This is a genomic window from Gordonia metallireducens (assembly GCF_021245825.1).
GTDB lineage: Bacteria > Actinomycetota > Actinomycetes > Mycobacteriales > Mycobacteriaceae > Gordonia > Gordonia namibiensis.
This window is the reverse complement of the sequence record NZ_JAJQJP010000025.1, coordinates 30,963-48,889: the sequence shown is the minus strand read 5'-3', so window position 1 is coordinate 48,889 and position 17,927 is coordinate 30,963. Positions and strand designations below refer to the sequence as shown.

Here is a 17,927-nt window from a genome sequence, read left to right as displayed (position 1 = left end):
TCGCGCTCTTTCGGATCACGCATCGGACCGGGTGCGTCGCGCTCTTTCGGATCACGCATCGGACCGGGTGCGTCGCGCTTTTTCGGATCAGGCGTCGGACCGGGTGCGTCGCGCTCTTCGGATCAGGGAGCAGCAGTTGGGACGGGGATCAGAACTCGGTGGCGGGTCCGGTGGTGATCGAGTCGTCGGTGATCCCGGCTGCGCGTCGGGCGGCGAGGCGTCGCTTCTGCGGCTCGATCGTGTAGCGCGGGTTCTTCGCTGATTCGATCCCGGCGTCGAAGACGCCGAAGCGCGTACAGGCCGACGCGGCGAGCAGCGCGATACCCGACGCGACGGCCACCGGCCGGGAGCGTCCGCTGAGCAGGGCGCCGACGCCGCCGGCGACTGCGAGCCGTTCGCTCCACCGCAGGAGCTTTCCGGCCTTGCCGTCGTGCAACGGTTCGGCCGTCACCGGGTCCATGCGGCTCTCCATGACCCGCATCGCGGTGAGGTCGCCGACGACACCGAGCGCGGCCAGGGTCCGGGCGGGTCCGGCCTGTGACGTCCGGGTGGCGACCAGCGCCAGACCGCTCGACGCCAGGCTGGCAGAACTCACGAAGACGAACGGCAGGTCGCGGTGCATGGCGTTCCAGGTGGGAACAGCGGTGTCCGACAGCAGCACCGCGGTGTACACGGCCAGCGGCGGGCCGGCGACCGCGGCGGCCAGCCCGGCCGGCGCCTCGACCGCACGCAGCACCGGGCGGAGCACGCCGAGGGGCAACCGGGAACCGGTCATCCGGTCGATCTCGCCGACCGCCGCCACGCCGAGGGCGCCGCTGAACGCCGAGAGGATCCACGAACCGACGCTCATCGGCGAGGTCACCTTGAACGTGCGCAACATGTTGTAGAACCGGTCGGGGCGTCCGAGATCGGCGACGAGTGCGATCGCGCCGAGCCCCACCGCGCCGAGTCCGCCGAGCCGCGCGTTACGGCGCAACTCGTCCCGGCCGGTGAGCTGTGCGCCCGCCGCCAGCACACCCGATCCGCCGGCGACACCACCGAGAAACAGGTAGGCGGCCACCTTCTCGTCCCACGGCGGCGGCTTGACGACGGGATGGCCGTAGTACGAGGTGAATTCGGCGTCGGGCACCATCGACATCTCGCGGTTGCCCTCGCCCTGACCGAAACCTCTGCGCGGCTTGCGCTTACCGCCGCGGCCGAGTCCGCGCCCGCGACGCCGTGGCGGCTCCGGGGGCCGGAAGGAGTCGAACTCCGACGACGTCACCGGCCACCTCGCAGGAACGACACGGCGGCCGCGGCCAGCATGCCCACCGCCGCGACGCCGGCCCGCTTGTACATCGACGGCAGATCGGCGGTGCACACGCGCGGATCCGGTGGCAGACCGTAGACCTCGGGTTCGTCGAGCAGCAGGAACACCGAACCGGTACCGCCGACACCGTCATTGGGATTGGCGCCGTAGAGACGCGCCTCGGTCATACCTTGCTCGTGGAGTTGCGCGACGCGGGTCTGGGCGTCGGCGACGAGGTCGTCGTGGTCGCCGTACTTGATCGACGTGGTGGGACAGGTCTTCGCGCAGGCGGGCGTCTCGTCGTCGAGGAGTCGGTCGTAGCAGAGCGTGCACTTCTGTGCGACACCGCGTTTGGGCACCTCGGGTTGTTCGCCCTTGCGTTCCCCGGATCGGGTCGTCGGCGCCGCGGTGCCGTCGGCGCGCCGTTCGACGACGCCGAACGGGCAACCGGCGACGCATGTTCCGCATCCGTTGCAGACGTCGTCCTGGATGACCACGGTCCCGAACTCGGTGCGGAACAATGCCCCGGTGGGACACACGTCGAGACACCCGGCGTGCGTGCAGTGCTTACAGACGTCGGAGGACATGAGCCAGCGGAACTCCGGGGTGTCCGGGGGCGTGAGATCCTCGTCTCCGGTGGTACCGGCCGACGGGTCTCGCCGGTCGGTACCATCGAACCCCTCATCGCCGGGCATGGAGGGCATGCCCAGTCCGACCAGTGCACGGCCCGACTCGCGGGCCTCGGCGATGCGGTCGGCGCTCTGTTCGATGAAAGCGACGTGTCGCCATGTGCTGGCACCGAGCGCGACGGTGTTGTCATACGACATGCCGGTCAGTTCGAGGTCGCCGTCGCGAGGGTTGGAATTCCATTCCTTGCAGGCGACCTCACAGGCCTTGCAGCCGATGCAGATCGAGGTGTCGGTGAAGAATCCCTTCCGGTTCTCGTGCGTGTGCCACCCGACGTCGGAGGTCGGATCGGTCGGTCCGGACAGCTGCCCCATCTACTCCTCCGCCTTTCCGGTGATGTGCTGGTTGTCGGTCTCGGTCGTCACTCCGGCACGCTCCTGGTACGCACGTACCAGTTCGATCAGGGCCGCGCCCTGGGGTCGACGGCCGGCGACCACGTCGCACGAACCGACCTTCGACTCCTGGATCTGCACGTTGGGATCCAGTGTGACCCCGATCAGGTCGTTGGCGGCATCACCGCTGACCACGGCGTCGGAGCCGACGCCCCAGTGGTACGGGAGGCCCACCTGGTGCACCTGACGGCCGTTGATGGTCAACGGCGTCATCCGGTCGGTCACCAGGACACGCGCCTCGATGGCACCGCGCGGCGAGATGATCGTCGCCCACCCCTCGTTGCTCAGTCCGCGCTCGGCGGCCAGTTCCGGGGAGATCTCGCAGAACATCTCGGGCTGGAGTTCCGACAGATACGGCGACCAGCGGCTCATCCCGCCCGCGGTGTGGTGCTCGGTGAGCCGGTAGGTGGTGAAGACGAACGGGTACACATCGGCGCCGGGCATCTCGCCGCTGGGGGCGTCGAGATTGTCCTCGCGCGGGAAGAGCACCCGCGCCGGCGACTGCTGCTGTGGGTACAGCGAGTTGACCACCGGCGATTCCTGGGGTTCGTAATGAGTCGGGAGCGGACCGTCGACGAGACCGCGCGGAGCGAAGAGCCACCCCTTACCGTCGGCCTGCATCACGAACGGGTCGTCGCCGCACAGCGCGTCGACGCCGCCGAGCGACGGATCCGGTCGGGCGTCGGGGGCGAGGTCGGCCGGGAAGTCCGGCACGTCGGGCCCCACCCAGCGGCCGGCGTCGGCGTCCCACTCCATGTACCGCTTGCGCTCACTCCACGGTTTGCCGTCGGGATCGGCGGAGGCGCGGTTGTAGAGGATCCGACGGTCCGCCGGCCACACCCAACCCCACTCGTGCTGAGTGACGCCGCCGCCGCCCTGGGGAACGCGTCGAGCCGCCATGTTGTGGGCGTCCGCGTAGACGCCGGTGTAGATCCAGCAACCGCCGGCGGTCGAACCGTCCCGTGCCATCTCGGTGTACGACGTCAGGTTCTTGCCGGCGTCGGGTCCGGCGACGTGGTAGCCGTTGATCTCCGACAGTACGGCCTCGGGTTCGGGGTTTCCGTGTTCGTCCACGGGATAGTCCCAGGTGAGGTCGAGCAGCGGGCGGTCGCGTTCGTCGGTGGAGCCGGCGAGACGCTCGCGGATGCGACGCCCGAGTTCGAAGAAGAAGTCCATCTCACTCTGGCACTGGCCGGGCGGTTGGACGGCCTGATGGCGCCACTGCACCATCCGCTGGGTCTGGGTGAACGAGCCGGCCTTCTCCACATGGGTGGCCGCGGGCAGAAAGAAGACCTCGGTCGCGATGTCCTCGGTGCGCAACTCGCCCGAGCCGATCTCCGGGCCCTCCTTCCACCAGGTCGCCGACTCGATCATGTTGAGATCGCGCACCACGAGCCATTTGAGGTGTGACATCGCCATCCGCGCCTGGCGCCCGTTGGCCGAGCCGACGGCGGGGTTCTGCCCGAGGATGAAGTAACCGTCGACCTTGTCGGCGAGCATGTCGACCGTCGTCTGGAAGGTGCCGGCGGGACCCGTCAGGCGCGGGAGGTGGTCGTAGCACCAGTCGTTCTCGCTGGTCGCGGCGTCGCCGAACCACGCCTTGAGGAGGCTCACCATGTAGTCTTCGGCGTTGGCCCAGTAGCCCTTCTCGTTCTTCGACGTGATCGCCTCGATGTAGTCGGCGAAGGTGTCGTGTTTACCCGCCGATGGCATCGGCAGATAACCGGGCAGGAGGTTGAACAGCGTGGGGATGTCCGTCGACCCCTGGATGCTCGCATGGCCGCGCAGCGCCATGATGCCGCCGCCCGGACGTCCGACGTTGCCGAGCAGGAGCTGCAACACCGACGCGGCGCGGATGAACTGGGAGCCGAAGGTGTGCTGGGTCCAGCCGGTGGCGTAGCCGAAACAGGTCGTGCGGTCGCGCCCGGAGTTGTCGGTGACCGACTGGGCGAGGTAATCGAAGTCCTCGAGGGAGATGCCGCACATGTCGCGCACCATCTCGGGTGTGTAGCGCGAGTAGTGCCTGCGCACGATCTGGAAGACGCTCCGCGGATGTTCCAGGGACTCGTCGCGCAGCGTGGCGCCGTGCTCGAGGGGCGGTCCACCGGAACCGTGTTCGTGGCCGACAGCTCGGTCCGTGGCGGACGCACTCGTGTCCGGCCCGCCGGGCGAGTCCACCGTGCCGTCGTCGGACTTCGGTCGCGGTTCCTCGTAGGCCCACGAGGTGGCGTCGTATTCGCCGGTCTCGGGATCGAATCCGGAGAAGAGGCCCTCGAGGTCCTCGGTGTCGCGGAAGTCGTCGGATACCAGCGTGGCCGCGTTGGTGTAGGCGACCACGTACTCGCGGAAGTACTTGTCGTGGGCGATGGCGTAGTTGATCAGCGCGCCGAGCAGGACGACATCGGAGCCGGCACGGATCGAGATGTGCTTGTCGGCCACCGCCGAGGTCCGCGTGAACCGCGGATCGACATGGATGATGCGCGCACCGCGTGCCTTGGCCTCAGCGACCCACTGGAAACCCACCGGGTGTGCTTCGGCCATGTTGCCACCCATGAGGATGATGCAATCGGCGTTGGCCATGTCCTGCAGTGATTGCGTTGCGCCGCCGCGTCCGAACGAGGCCCCCAGACCGGGAACCGTGGCGGAGTGTCATATGCGGGCCTGATTCTCGATCTGGATCGCGCCCGCCGCGGTGAAGAGCTTCTTGATCAGATAGTTCTCTTCGTTGTCGAGAGTTGCGCCGCCGAGCGAGGCGATGCCCATCGTGCGACGGAGGAGCCGGCCCTCGTCGTCGTGCTCCTGCCAGCCACGACGCCTCGCCTCGAGGAAGCGGTCGGCGATCATGTCGATCGCGGTGTCGCGGTCGAGGTCCTGCCACTCGCTCGCATAGGGCGCCCGGTAGCGAATCGTGGTCTGACGCAGCGGGTTGTTGACGAGCTGCTCGCTCGAAGCTCCCTTGGGGCACAGCCGGCCCCGGGATATGGGGGAGTCGGGATCGCCTTCGATCTGGACGACACGCTCGTCCTTCACGTAGACCTTCTGTCCGCATCCGACGGCGCAGAACGGGCACACGCTCTGCACCACTCGGTCGGCGGTGGCCGTTCGCGGCTCGATGGCGCGGGTCTTCGCCGACGTGACGGCCGGTCCGCGTCCGAAGACGTCGCCCGACCGAAGCTGGCGGAACACCGGCCATTCGAGGGGACTGAAGGCTGGCACGAGTCCGAGTCTAATCACTCTCGCGACGTGTGTGCTGGCATCATCGCCACCATGAACCGAACGCCACCTCCTGGCCTCGTCGTCGGCGGCGTGCGATGAGCAGGATGGATGCCGTCGAGCTGCCGCTCACCGCGCTCGGCGAATTCCTCGAGTCGACGGCCTTCGCCGAGATGCTCGACCCCGAGGACGAGCGGTCCGCGTCACGGGATGCGCGGTCGCGGAAGGCCGAGGTCGTCGACGTCGTGAATGCGATCGACGCCAACGCGGGTCGTCGCTTCGTCGACCGTGAGCGCGCCGGCGAGGTCATCATCGGTGGTCTGCGCGGAGGCGGACTCGGTGTGCGGCCCACGGTGGTCGATGCGGTCCTCAATCTCTTGCGGCCGGTCGGGGTCGCGGCGCCGGGCGCCCCGAAACCCGTTCCTCTCGAAGTCCAGTCGGTGCTCGGCGTCTACATCTACGCACTGGTCGATCCGCGTGATGCCTCCGTGTTCTACGTGGGAGCAGGACGCGGCAACCGCGTCCACCACCACGCCCGCGCGGCGCTGGCCGGTGTCCCGCCGGATGCCGGGGAAGTGGTGGGGGAGGCCGACTCGTCGACGATCTGGACCGCGACCGACGAACGCATCCGCGACATCGACGCCGACGGGTTCGGCGTGGAGCACTGGATTCTCCGGCACGGCGACGAGGTCGTCGACTCCGCCGAGGCGCTGGCGTCGTACGTGCAGCGGTTCACCGTGGAGTTCGCCGACCTGGCGCGGGTCCCGCTGACGAACGGCGTGCCGAGTGGCGCGATCCAGCTCGACGAGATGGTGTTGCAGCACGCGGCGCCGCTCGCACCGCCGCTGCCCGAGCCGTGCGTGCTGGTGAAGGTCGACGACTCCGCGCGACCCGACGCGGGCGCCGAACAGATCTACGAGTGGGCGCGCAGCGGATGGCGGGCCGGGCCGCATCGCACAGTGCCCGACCTTCCGGTCCTGGTGTTCGCCGACGACATCGTCCGTGCCGTGCACCGCGTCGACTACTGGGAGGCGTACCAGGACGCCGACGGGAACCTCGACCCGAAACGGTGGGTCTACACCGGGGCGCCGGACGCCGAGCTGGAGAAGCGGTACGTCGGCACGAGCCTGCGCGAGGTGCGCGAACGCCGCGGTGGGAAGTGGAACCACAACGGGTGGCACCCGTACGGGCAGGTGTGACCGCCGCGTACTCGGCCCCGACGAAAAACGCCCCTGAAAGAAACCCTCCAGCGGACCGCCGTCGACATCATGTCGACGGCGGTCCCGTGGAGGGCGTTCTTCAGGGGCGTTTCTCAGGGGTGCTTTTCAGCGCGGGAGCGGGACTAGCCGGTCGCGGCCAGGCCCGGCACGGTCTGGCGCAGCCGGATGAGGCCGTCGCGGATGCGTGACTTGACCGTGGGCAGCGCGACGCCGAGGTGCTCGGCGACCTCGCGGTAGGTGAGCCCGTGGAAGTAGGCCAGCTCGATGGCCTGTCGCTGGATGGGGGTGAGGCTCTCGAGTCCGGTGTGGATCAGGCGGGCGATCTCGCGACGTTCGACCGACTCGCTGACGTCGTCGACCTCACGGGCGGTGTCGGCGATGCCGTAGGCGACGGTGCGTCGGGTCGCGGCGGACTCCGACCGGACGCGGTCGACGGCCCGACGGTGAGCCAGGGTCAGAATCCAGGACAGTGCCGAACCGGAGCGGGGGTCGTAGGTCTCGGCGTTGCGCCAGACGGCTAGGAAGGTCTCCTGCGTGGCTTCCTCGCTGTAACCGGGGTCGCGCAACACTCGCAGTGTCATGCCGTACACCCGGTCACAGGTGGCGTCGTAGAACTGGGCGAAGGCGTCCATGTCCCCGGTCGCCACGCGGGCAAGGAGGCTGTTCAGGTCGGATTCATGCATCACGAAACTCCTTGGCGCAGTGGGGTTGTCACGCTTCCGGGGCGGGGTTCGGCGTCGGTGCCGGAGTGCTCTCGGTGCGATGTGTCCAACGCTATGCGGATGCCGGCTGAAAGTGACCATCGAGAGACACAACGGGATGCTTTCGAAATGTTTGGTAACGGAACGATAACGGCGGCCATCTGTCGTGACCGTGCCGTAGCCTCCTCGCCACGAGAGGAGACGTATGTCCGAGGACACGATAGAGGGACCGGACGGTCGGCTGCGGTGCTTCTGGGCGGGCCGCGAGCCGGAGACCACCTACCACGACACCGAATGGGGATTCCCGACCACCGACGATACGTCGTTGTTCGAGCGCGTGTGCCTCGAAGGCTTCCAGTCGGGCCTCAGCTGGCGAACGATCCTGCTCAAACGGGAGAACTTCCGGGCCGCCTTCGCCGGCTTCGACGTGGCGAAGGTCGCGCGGTACACCGACGCCGATGTCGAACGTCTGCTCGGCGACGCGGGCATCATCCGGCATCGCGGCAAGATCGAGGCGGCGATCAACAATGCGCAGCGGGCCGTCGACCTCATCGACGAGTGCGGATCGCTCGAGTCGTACTTCTGGGGATATGCCCCGGCTGGTGAGCACGTGCCGAACTCGATGACGACCTCGCCGGAGTCGATCGCGATGTCGAAGGACCTCAAAAAGCGCGGATGGCGGTTTGTGGGGCCGACCACAATGTTCGCGCTGATGCAGGCGACCGGGATCGTCAACGATCACGCCTATGAATGCGTCATTCGGGACGAGGTGAGCGCCGCGCTCCGCCAGCGATTGTAGACAATCAAACAATGTGCCATCATCCCTGCATGAACGCCCAAATCGGCATCGGGATGGTGTGCCCGTTCGACATGGCTCTCGACCGGGAGCTGTGGCGCTGGATGCCGGACTCGGTCTCGTTGTATTTCACACGGACCGGCTACATCGACGCCCCCGTCGACGTCGAGCTGTGCCGGGATCTCAACAATCACACCGAGATCGCAGCGGCCGTGAGGGCGGTCTCGTCGATCGGGCCACGGGCGTTCGGCTACGCATGCGCGTCGGGCAGTTTCGTCTACGGGATGGCGGGCGCGATCGAGATCTCCAACTGCATGCTCGCCGCCGGCGCGGAGCGGGCCGTCACGACATCGGAGGCGCTGATCCGGGCGCTCGACACGATGAACATCGGCACGCTGGCCGTCGCGACGCCGTACACAGCGGCGCTCACCGGTTTGCTCTGCGACTTTCTCGCCGAATCCGGCCGGAGCGTCGTTGCCCAGGCCGGCCTCGGGCGTGACCACGAGATCTGGAAGATCCCGTATCACGTGACGGCAGACCTCATCCGCGCCGCGAACCATCCCGACGCCGATGCCGTCTTCGTGTCCTGCACCAACCTATGGACCTACGACATCCTCGCCGATCTCGAGGCCGAGCTCGGCAAGCCCGTCCTCTCCGCCAACCAGGTGACCGCGTGGGCGACGCTCTGCGATGCCGGTGTGCTCGGCGGCGAGATCACGCCCGCGGACTGGTCGACAGCTCACGCGCAATCGCTGTTCGCCCGTAGCATTGCGGCATGACCTCACAGGATTCGACGAACACGTTCGGCGAGGCAGGAACTGCGAAGTACGTGCAGCTCACCACCTACCGCAAGGACGGCACCCCGGTGTCATCGCCGGTGTGGGCGGTACTCGACGGCGACCGACTGCTCGTGTGGACCGAGAGCGAGTCGTGGAAGGTGAAGCGCCTCAAGCGGAATCCGAAGGTGGTCGTCCAGGCGACGGATGCGCGCGGCAGCAAACTGTCCGGCGAGCCGGTGTCCGGCACCGGGGTGGTGCTCGACGCCGAGGGCACCGCGCACGTCCGTGAGAAGCTCATCGAGAAGTACGGTCTCCTGGCCCGGGTCCTGATCTTCAGCAGCAAGTTGCGGCGGGGTGCAGGCGGAACCATCGGTCTCGCGATCACCGCGGGGGACCAATAGTCCTTCGGATCCCGCCGGGTCTGGCACGCCGGTCGGACCTGGGCCCGGCCTGGGCGGACTGGCTCCGTCGGCTACCGGCCACCGCGGAAGGCCTTCTTGCCGACTGGGAACTCCGCCGCGACGGGGAAGAACTGTGGCACGGGTTCGAGTCACTGGTGATCCCGGTGGTCGGACGCGACGGCCGGCGTGCGGTCCTGAAGGTCGCCTTCGACGGCGACGACGAGGGCGCCCAGGAAGCACTCGGCCTGCAGCACTGGGCCGGTCGTGGTGCGGTGCGGATGCTGCGCGCCGACCCGCGGCGACGTGCCCTGCTCCTGGAACGGCTGGACCGGACCGACCTCACCTCTGTCGACGACGACGAGGCGTGCCGGATCGTCGCGGGCCTGTATGGCGTCCTGCACATACCTGCTCCCGGACGGATGACGCTCCTCACCGGACACCTCGAGCGGTGGCTCGCAGGACTCGAGACCATGCCGCGGGATGCGCCGGTTCCGAGAAGATTTGTGGATCAGGCTCTCTCGCTCGGCCGGGACTTCCTCTCCGACGCGGCGACCGTCGGCGTCGTCGTGCACGGCGACCTCCACCACGAGAACGTGCTGGCGGCGCCGTCCGGCGAGCAGCGATGGCTGGTGATCGATCCGAAACCCATGTCGGGGGACCCGCACTACGAACCAGCGCCGATGTTGTGGAACCTGCTCGATCGCCGCCACGGTGACCCGCGGTGGGTGATCCGATCACGCTTCTACTCGATCATCGACGCCGCGGGCCTCGACCCGGACCGGGCGCGGGACTGGGTCACCGTCCGCATGATCCTCAACGCGCACTGGGCGATCGAGGATGCGGAGAAGGCGTCGCGGAATCTCACCGCCGACGATCGCGAGTGGATCACCACCTGCATCACGGTGGCCAAGGCGGTCATCGACTGACCGTCAGCGGGCGAACAGAGTTCCCAATTCCGGTATGACCGCGGAGATCCCGGCGAGACGCAGTCCCTGCCACGCGGTGACCTGGTTGGCGGTCAGCACCGGCTTGCCGAACTTCTCCTCGAGCCCGGTGATCCACATCGCGGTGTGCAGGGCGGTGTCGGGGATCAGGATCGCCTCCGCGTCGGGATGGTCGGCGGCCGCGATCATGTCGAAAAGGCCGTCACCGTCGAGGATTCCGGCCTCGGAGGCGGTCTCGATGTCGTTGGCGCGCAGCGAGACCACCTCGATGCCGCCGTCGCCGAGGAAGCCGATGAACCGCGAGGCCAGGGGATCGGGGTAGGTCGCGGCGATCGCGACCCGGGACAGTCCGAGATGGTGACAGGCCTCGACGAAGGCCAGCGAGGTCGAGGACGCGGGACGGTCGGCGAGTGCGGCGATGTCGGCGACCTGGCGGCGGGCGCCGTCGAGGCCGTAGACGAAACTGCCTGAGGTGCAGGCCCACATCACCGATGCCGGCTCGTCGGCTTGAGCGCGTCGCAGGCCCTCGGCGAGACGCTCCTGCTCTCCGACCGCGGCCATGGCGTCGACGGTGTGGTCGTCGGAATCGATCTCGGTGATGGTCACCGGCAGTCGGACCGCGGCACCGGATGCCACGAGTGCGGACTCGATGAGTTCGTAGTCGTCTTCGGCAGCATGGCCGGGATAGAGCATCGCGACGGTGGTTGTCACTCGCACACCTCCAAGGTAGATTGTCAACAATCTACCAACTTCGACAGACGAGGGGGCGTATGTCGGGAACGGCACGCTGGCTCAGCGCGATCGAACTGGCCGACGGTTACCGGACCGGCGAGCTGACGCCAGAGGCGGTGGCCGTCGAATTGCTCGACGCCGTCGACCAGGTCGATCAGGCCGTCAACGCATTCTGCCTTGTCGACCGGGACGCGACACTCGCCGCCGCGCGGGACTCCACCGAGCGTTTCCGAGTCGGCACGCCGCTCGGCCCCCTCGACGGCGTGCCGGTCAGTATCAAGGACCTGCTGCTCACCCGTGGTTGGCCGACGCTGCGCGGTTCGTTGATGATCGAGCCCGATCAGATGGTCTGGGACACCGACGCCCCCGCGGTCGCGCGACTCCGCGAGGCCGGCGCGGTCATGCTGGGCAAGGTCACCACGCCGGAGTTCGGGTGGAAGGGCGTCACCGACAGTCCGCGCACCGGAGTCACCCGGAACCCCTGGAACACGCTGCGGACATCCGGCGGATCGAGCGGCGGTTCTGCCGCGGCCCTGGCGGCCGGACTCGGCCCGCTGTCGGTGGGAACCGACGGAGGCGGATCGATCCGCATACCGGCCGCGTACTGCGGCGTGGTCGGATTCAAGGCGACGCTGGGCCGGGTCCCGATGTACCCGCCGAGTCCGTTTGCCCCGGTCGCGCACGTCGGGCCGATGACCAGGACCGTGGGCGACTGCGCGCTGCTGCTCGACGTCCTCAGCGGGCACGATCCACGGGACTGGTCGGCGCTGCCGACCCCGACCGAGAGCACCGCCGCCGCCATCGCCGATGTCCGCGACCTCTCCGATCTGCGGATCGGGTACAGCTCTGACCTTGGCTTCGGGTCGAATGATCCTGGAGTGCAGGCCAATACGGATCGAGTCGTGTCGGTGCTCGAACAGCTCGGGGCGACGGTGGAGAAGGCCGACCTCGGCTGGGACGACCCGGCGTGGGCGTACCACATCATCTGGTTCGCCGGGGCCGACGTGGTGGTGCGAGGGCTCGGACCGGGCGCGGAGGAGAAGGTCGATCCGCTGCTCCTCGAGGCGCTCGAACGACATCGGGACTTCACCGCAGGCGACTTCGTGAGTGCGAACGCGCTGCGCATGGAGATGGGCACCACGATGGGCCTTTTTCACGAGGAGTTCGACCTGCTCGTCACGCCCTCGATGCCCACGGTCGCCTTCGAGGCGGGACGCACCGTCCCCGAAGGGGCGGCGTCGCCGGACTGGACGTCGTGGACGCCCTACAGCTATCCGTTCAACCTCACGGGGCAGCCGGCGATCACGGTACCCAGTGGATTCGTCGACGGTCTGCCGACCGGTGCGCAGTTCGTCGCAGCGCGACACCAGGATACGACCGCGCTACGCGTCGCGGCGGCCTACGAGGCGGCCGCCGGCTTCACGATGTTGGGAGATCGTCCGTGACCGGGCCAACCGAACGATTCATCACCGTGACACTCGAGAAGCGGGGCGTCACAGCGGTCGCCCGGATGCTCGACGCCGAGGCGCCCCGGACGGCCGCCGCGGTCTGGGACGCGCTGCCGCTCGGTGGCCAGGTGTTCCACGGCAAGTTCGCGCGCAACGAGATCTATACGCTGCTACCGGCATTCGCCCCGGTGGAGCCGGGCGCCGAGAACACTACCATCACGCCGATTCCCGGAGACCTGTGCTATTTCACCTTCGACGGTGTTTTGGACAACCCCGCATATGGGTACGATCCCACATCCGCGCCGGCCGAACATCGGCTGCTGATCGACCTCGCAGTCTTCTACGGGAGAAACAACCTGCTGGTCAACGGCGATGTCGGCTGGGTGCCGGGGAACGTGTTCGCCACCATCACGGAGGGCCTGGAAGGCTTTGCAGCGGCTTGCAACGACGTCTGGATGGGCGGCGCGCGGGGTGAAACGCTCACCTATGCGCGTTTGGAGCGGTAAGAAAGAAGGAATGACGGTGGCGATCAAAGTGGATGGGGACGACCCGGGCGTGAACGGCCCGGGAGGTCGACGTACCACTTCTCACCAGGGGAAACGTGGAGATTCGGCGCGCCGCCGCGTGCTCACGCCACTGGTGCAGGAGTCGACACCGGCGATCATCGCGCGTAAGTTGCACAATGCCATTGCGAACGGCGACTTCCCACCCGGGTCGCAGTTGACGGAGTCGGGTCTGGCTGCAGACCTGGGCGTCAGCCGCGGCCCGCTACGTGAGGCCATGCAACGTCTCACCGCGGAGGGGCTGCTGGTCAGCCATCGCAACCGGGGCCTGTTCGTCGTCTCGATGGAGAGAGACGACATCCGCGACATGTACGTCGCGCGCACGGCGGTGGAACGTGCTGCCGTGCAACAGGTCATCGCGCACCGCGAGTCGGAGGCGGTGGCCGCGCTGGACGAGGCCGCGGAGGCGATGCGCGCGTTCGTCGACGAGCCGAACGGGGCCGGGATGGCCGAGGCGGACATGGGATTTCACCAGACGCTGGTGGAACTCGCGGAAAGCCAGCGCCTTTCGCGTCTGCACGAGACGATCCTCGTGGAGACACGAATGTGCTTGCGAGCCATGCGAGGAACATATTCATCGGGAAAGGAACGGATCGACGAACACCAGGCGTTGGTGGACGCCATAGCTGCGGGGGATTCTGCCAAGGCAGATGCGCTGATGATCGAGCACATGGCCGATGGGCTGCGTCGATTGATCGGTGACGGCGACGACGCCGGCGATCTCACCGCGTCCGGGAGCTGATCGCTTGCGGTCCGGATGTCCATGGATGGTCGAGCAGCCTGCCGTCCGTGCACAGGGGTCCACCAACGGGGAATGACCTAGCGCGGGGCGGGTTATGGCCCCCGATGACATTCAGGAAGCGCAGATGAGCGACACGACACCAGCGGACACTTATGAGCAGCTCGCCCCGGACCCGGAGTCACCCGAGGGACGGAAACTACTCCACAAGGCCATCGGTGCCTCGGCCATCGGAAACGCCACCGAGTGGTACGACTACGGCGTCTACGCCGCGGCCTCGGTCTATCTGACCCAGGCCTTCTTCCCTGGTGATTTCGGAACCATCGGCACCATGCTGGGTTTCGCGATCTCCTTCGTGCTCCGTCCGCTCGGCGGCATGATCTGGGGGCCCATCGGCGACCGCATCGGTCGCAAATCGGTTCTCGCCATGACGATTCTGCTGATCTCGGGTGCCACCGCGCTCATCGGCATGTTGCCCACCCACGCGTCGATCGGGGTGTGGGCGCCCATCCTGTTGATTTTGCTCCGCGTCATCCAGGGTTTCTCGACCGGTGGTGAATACGGCGGTGCGGCAACATTCATGGCCGAGTACGCGCCGGACAACAAGCGCGGCAAGTACGGGTCCTTCCTCGAGTTCGGCACCCTCGCCGGTTTCTGCAGTGGTACGGCATTCGTCCTGCTCCTGCAGCTGGGTCTCTCCGATTCGCAGATGGACCAGTGGGGGTGGCGCATCCCGTTCCTGTTCGCGTTGCCGATGGGCCTGATCGGTCTGTACCTGCGTTCGCAGATGGACGACACCCCGGTCTTCCAGGAGCTGGAGCAGGAGGACGAGATCAAGGGTTCGGCATGGACCCGGTTCAAGGATCTCCTCGTCAATTACCGGCGACCGATCCTGACGATGTTCGGCATGGTCATCGCGCTCAACGTCGCCAACTACACGCTGCTGGCGTACCAGCCGACCTACCTGCAGAACACCATCAACCTGACCGAGACGTCGGCGAGCGTGGTCAACCTGATCGGGCAGCTCGTGATGATGCTGCTCATCCCGTTCTTCGGCTGGTGGTCGGATTCGACCGGGCGTAAACCGATGTGGTGGGGCTCGCTGGTCGGCCTGTTCGTCCTCGCGTTACCGCTGTACTGGCTGATGGGCCAGGGATTCGTCTGGGCGATCGTGGCATTCGTGATCCTCGGCGCGCTCTACATCCCGCAGCTCGCCACCATCTCGGCGACCTTCCCGGCCATGTTCCCGACCCAGGTCCGGTACGCCGGCTTCGCGATCTCCTACAACGTCGCGACCGCTGCCTTCGGCGGTACGGCGCCACTGGTCAACGATGCCGTCGTGGAGAGCACCGACTGGAACCTCTTCCCGGCCGTGTACATGATGGGCGCCTGCGCCATCGGCATGGTCGCGCTGTTGTTCCTGAAGGAGACCGCGGGCTGCTCGATCCGCGGCACCGAGATCCCCAGCAGGGAGAACGACTTCCGCGAGCTGCAGAAGAAGCTGGCGGAGTCGGGGGCCTAGTCAGCCCAGCATCCTCAGCCCGGCGAGCGTGTACGCCTTTGCCGCAGTGACGAGATCTGCGATGGCGACCGACTCGTCGGGCTGATGTGCGTCGGTGTTGATGTTGCCGGGGCCCAGGACGATCGACGGGATACCGAGATCGCGGCTGACGAAACCGCCGTCGCACGCAGCGCTCCATCCGCCCACCGACGTCGCGGTGCCGGCGTCGGTGACCGCACCGACCGCAGCGGTGACGAGCGGGTGATCCGCCGCGGTCGCGAAACCGGGCATCTCCATGGTGACGCGGACGTCGACGGTGATGCCGTCGGTGTCGATCTTCCGATCGCGGATGGTCTTTCGGAGTTCCTCCGCGATGACGTGGGGGTCCTCGAAGGGCATCAGACGACGGTCGATGCCGAGCGAACAGGTCGGCGCGACGACCGAGATGCCCTGTCCGCCTTGGATGGTGCCGACGTTCCAGGTGCCGCAGCCGAGCAGGTCGTCGAGCGTCTCGTGCAGGTGTTCGTGGTCGGCGCGGATGATCTCGACGATCGCCGCGGCGGCATTGATGGCACTGCGCCCGTCGGCGGGGCGGCCGGAATGTGCGGCGCGACCGGTCACGTCGATCTCGATGTACGACGCACCGCGGCAGCCGCGGACGATCTGCATGTCGGTGGGTTCGGCGACGATGCAGCCGAGGAAGTCGTGATCGGCGGGACGGCCGACGAAGTCGCGCACGCCGATGCCGTGCTCCTCCTCGTCGACCGTGCACACCAGGCGCACCGGGCCGGAGAGTTCGACCCCGTGGTCGCGGGCGCGTGACAACACGCTCATGGCCGCGACGACGGACGCGATCCCGCCCTTCATGTCGGTGGTGCCGCGCCCGTAGAGCCGACCGTCGCGGTTCCGCACGGTGTACGGGTCGGCGGTCCAGTTCGGGCCCGCGGGGACCACGTCGGAGTGGCCCAGGAACATCAGGCCCGGGCCGTCGCCGCCGGGGAGGGTGGCGATCAGGTTCGGACGCCCCGCGGCCACCTCGTGGGTGTCGACGTCGAACCCGAGCGCGCGGCACGCCTTCTCCAAGACCTCGACGGCGGCGCCCTCGGTGCCACCGGGATTCTCGCTCGGGGCCTCCACCAGCGCAGTCGTGAGCGCGGTGATCGCGGCCTCGTCGATCAGATCGACCATCGACCGCTCGGCCGGACTCAGCTCAGAGTTGTTTTCACCGCTCACCGTGCCATCTTCTCAAGACTGGACGTGAGGCGTCGAATGCCTTCGTCGATCCGGTCCGGCGTGCTGGACGCGAAGCACAGGCGCATCGAGTTGCGGAACCGGCCACCCGGCGACAGTGCCGGGCCCGGGATGAAGGCGACGCCGTCGGCCAGGGCGATCTCGAACAGCTCCCGGGTGTCGATCTCGGCGAACTCCTCCCGCAGCGTCACCCACAGGAAGAAGCCGCCCTCCGGGTTGGTGGTGACGACGCGGTCGCCGAGATGACGGGCGATGGAGTCGAGCATGGCGTCCTTGCGCTCGCGGTACAGCGAGCGGATGCCGGCGAGGTGGTCCTCGAGGCCACCGCGCGCGATGTACTCGGCCACGATGTGCTGGTTGGGCACGTTGGTGCAGGTGTCCATCGCCTGCTTGCCGTTGATGAGCAGCTGCCGCAACGACGGGTCGGCGTCGACCCAGCCGACGCGCCACCCGGGAGCCAGGATCTTGGAGAAGGTCCGCACCGAGAAGATCAACGGATCGCCGGGGCTCAGCGTCTGGAAGGTCGGGATGTCGGTGCCCGCGAAGCGGAGCAGTCCGTACGGATCGTCGTCGATGATGACCGAACCCCAGGTGTGGGCCAGGCGCAACAGCTCGCGGCGTCGTTCCTCCGACATCGTGACGCCGGACGGGTTCTGGAACGTGGGGATCGTATAGATCGCCTTCGGGGTCTTGTGGGTGTGCGCCACCAGATCGGCGAGTTGGTCGACCTGCATGCCGTCGTCGTCGACGGGCACCTCGAGCAGTTGTGCGCCGTAGGACAGCGCGGTCGCGCTCCCGTTCGTGTAGGTCGGGGACTCGACGATGACCAGGTCACCGGGGTCGACGAACAGCTTGCAGGCGAGGTCGAGGCCCTGCATGCCGCCGGTGGTGATCACCAGACGGTCGTGGGTCGACGGGTCGGGCGTGGTGGCCAGGTAGTCGACGAGCAGTTGCAGCAGCCGCGGTTCGCCTTCGGTGGCGCCGTAGGTGAACGACGTGTGGTCGAGGATCTCGCCGGCGATCTGCCGGAACTCGTCGGCGGGAACGGCCTCGTCGGCAGGCGAACCCATCGCAAAGCGCACGATGTCGTGGGACTGGGCGGCCAGCAGGGACGTCGACGAGTCGATCATCGACCCGACCAGGTCCTTCGTCCGCCCGGCCAGAGGCAGGGTGGGGCCGGAATGCCGTACGTCGTTCACGGGTTCGGTGGCGGTGTGGGTGGCGGTCATTCTGGTCACCTCGTTCCTTCTCTGGGTTGGGTTGTGCTCGTGA

Annotated in this window: 16 protein-coding genes; 9 read left to right on the top strand and 7 right to left on the bottom strand. The window is 67.6% G+C overall.

The annotated features are described in order from the left end of the window. Positions 1–148 precede the first annotated feature (148 nt). The 3 genes from nrfD to fdh are packed head-to-tail and all read right to left on the bottom strand — an operon-like array spanning position 149 to position 5,583. A complete protein-coding gene (gene nrfD, locus LQD00_RS08600; protein ID WP_232716741.1) occupies positions 149–1,264 on the bottom strand; it encodes an NrfD/PsrC family molybdoenzyme membrane anchor subunit in 1,116 nt (371 codons plus the stop codon). Next, positions 1,261–2,289: a 4Fe-4S dicluster domain-containing protein gene (locus LQD00_RS08595; RefSeq protein ID WP_232716740.1), complete on the bottom strand. Its 1,029-nt coding sequence runs from the start codon at positions 2,287–2,289 to the stop codon at positions 1,261–1,263. Before LQD00_RS08595 ends, nrfD begins: the two co-directional genes overlap by 4 nt. Next, entirely contained in the window at positions 2,290–5,583 is a 3,294-nt protein-coding gene (gene fdh, locus LQD00_RS08590) for a formate dehydrogenase (RefSeq protein ID WP_232716739.1), read from the bottom strand. It abuts the gene before it with no gap. A gap of 104 nt (positions 5,584–5,687) precedes the next feature. Between fdh and LQD00_RS08585 the strand changes: the two genes are divergently transcribed. After that, the gene (locus tag LQD00_RS08585) at positions 5,688–6,779 is read left to right on the top strand and encodes a GIY-YIG nuclease family protein (protein ID WP_232716738.1); all 1,092 of its coding nucleotides are present in this window, start codon (positions 5,688–5,690) and stop codon (positions 6,777–6,779) included. A 143-nt stretch (positions 6,780–6,922) separates the two neighbouring features. Here the strand turns inward: LQD00_RS08585 and sigK are convergent, their stop codons facing one another. Further along, positions 6,923–7,483 carry an ECF RNA polymerase sigma factor SigK gene (sigK, locus tag LQD00_RS08580; protein WP_232716737.1) on the bottom strand — a complete coding sequence of 187 codons (561 nt, stop codon included), beginning with the start codon at positions 7,481–7,483 and terminating at the stop codon, positions 6,923–6,925. A 223-nt stretch (positions 7,484–7,706) separates the two neighbouring features. Here sigK and LQD00_RS08575 point away from each other — a divergent pair, with 223 nt between their 5' ends. The 4 genes from LQD00_RS08575 to LQD00_RS08560 are packed head-to-tail and all read left to right on the top strand — an operon-like array spanning position 7,707 to position 10,403. Then, positions 7,707–8,300 (top strand): DNA-3-methyladenine glycosylase I, encoded by a 594-nt coding sequence (locus LQD00_RS08575; RefSeq protein ID WP_232716736.1) that lies wholly within the window; start codon positions 7,707–7,709, stop codon positions 8,298–8,300. Positions 8,301–8,329: 29 nt separating this feature from the next. Next, positions 8,330–9,076, top strand: a complete 747-nt coding sequence (locus LQD00_RS08570; protein WP_232716735.1) for a maleate cis-trans isomerase family protein — start codon at positions 8,330–8,332, stop codon at positions 9,074–9,076. Then, on the top strand, positions 9,073–9,477 hold the full coding sequence (locus LQD00_RS08565; RefSeq protein WP_232716734.1) for a PPOX class F420-dependent oxidoreductase: 405 nt from the start codon (positions 9,073–9,075) through the stop codon (positions 9,475–9,477). Before LQD00_RS08570 ends, LQD00_RS08565 begins: the two co-directional genes overlap by 4 nt. Continuing rightward, positions 9,474–10,403: an aminoglycoside phosphotransferase family protein gene (locus LQD00_RS08560; RefSeq protein ID WP_232716775.1), complete on the top strand. Its 930-nt coding sequence runs from the start codon at positions 9,474–9,476 to the stop codon at positions 10,401–10,403. The genes LQD00_RS08565 and LQD00_RS08560 overlap by 4 nt, the downstream gene beginning before the upstream one ends. 3 nt (positions 10,404–10,406) lie before the next feature. Here the strand turns inward: LQD00_RS08560 and LQD00_RS08555 are convergent, their stop codons facing one another. Continuing rightward, positions 10,407–11,132: a maleate cis-trans isomerase family protein gene (locus LQD00_RS08555; RefSeq protein WP_232716733.1), complete on the bottom strand. Its 726-nt coding sequence runs from the start codon at positions 11,130–11,132 to the stop codon at positions 10,407–10,409. Positions 11,133–11,191: 59 nt separating this feature from the next. Between LQD00_RS08555 and LQD00_RS08550 the strand changes: the two genes are divergently transcribed. The 4 genes from LQD00_RS08550 to LQD00_RS08535 all read left to right on the top strand — a co-directional run bounded on the left by LQD00_RS08550 (position 11,192) and on the right by LQD00_RS08535 (position 15,425). Beyond that, a complete protein-coding gene (locus LQD00_RS08550; protein WP_232716732.1) occupies positions 11,192–12,598 on the top strand; it encodes an amidase in 1,407 nt (468 codons plus the stop codon). A 65-nt stretch (positions 12,599–12,663) separates the two neighbouring features. Further along, a complete protein-coding gene (locus LQD00_RS08545) occupies positions 12,664–13,107 on the top strand; it encodes a DUF3830 family protein (RefSeq protein ID WP_232716774.1) in 444 nt (147 codons plus the stop codon). A 10-nt stretch (positions 13,108–13,117) separates the two neighbouring features. Beyond that, the gene (locus LQD00_RS08540; RefSeq protein WP_232716731.1) at positions 13,118–13,906 is read left to right on the top strand and encodes a GntR family transcriptional regulator; all 789 of its coding nucleotides are present in this window, start codon (positions 13,118–13,120) and stop codon (positions 13,904–13,906) included. Positions 13,907–14,030: 124 nt separating this feature from the next. Further along, positions 14,031–15,425 carry an MFS transporter gene (locus LQD00_RS08535; protein WP_232716730.1) on the top strand — a complete coding sequence of 465 codons (1,395 nt, stop codon included), beginning with the start codon at positions 14,031–14,033 and terminating at the stop codon, positions 15,423–15,425. On the opposite strand, the gene LQD00_RS08530 is transcribed toward LQD00_RS08535, so the two are convergent. Both LQD00_RS08530 and LQD00_RS08525 read right to left on the bottom strand, forming a co-directional pair. After that, positions 15,426–16,637 (bottom strand): M20 family metallopeptidase, encoded by a 1,212-nt coding sequence (locus tag LQD00_RS08530; RefSeq protein ID WP_232716729.1) that lies wholly within the window; start codon positions 16,635–16,637, stop codon positions 15,426–15,428. Next, positions 16,634–17,884: an aminotransferase-like domain-containing protein gene (locus tag LQD00_RS08525; RefSeq protein ID WP_232716728.1), complete on the bottom strand. Its 1,251-nt coding sequence runs from the start codon at positions 17,882–17,884 to the stop codon at positions 16,634–16,636. The genes LQD00_RS08530 and LQD00_RS08525 overlap by 4 nt, the downstream gene beginning before the upstream one ends. Positions 17,885–17,927: the final 43 nt, after the last annotated feature.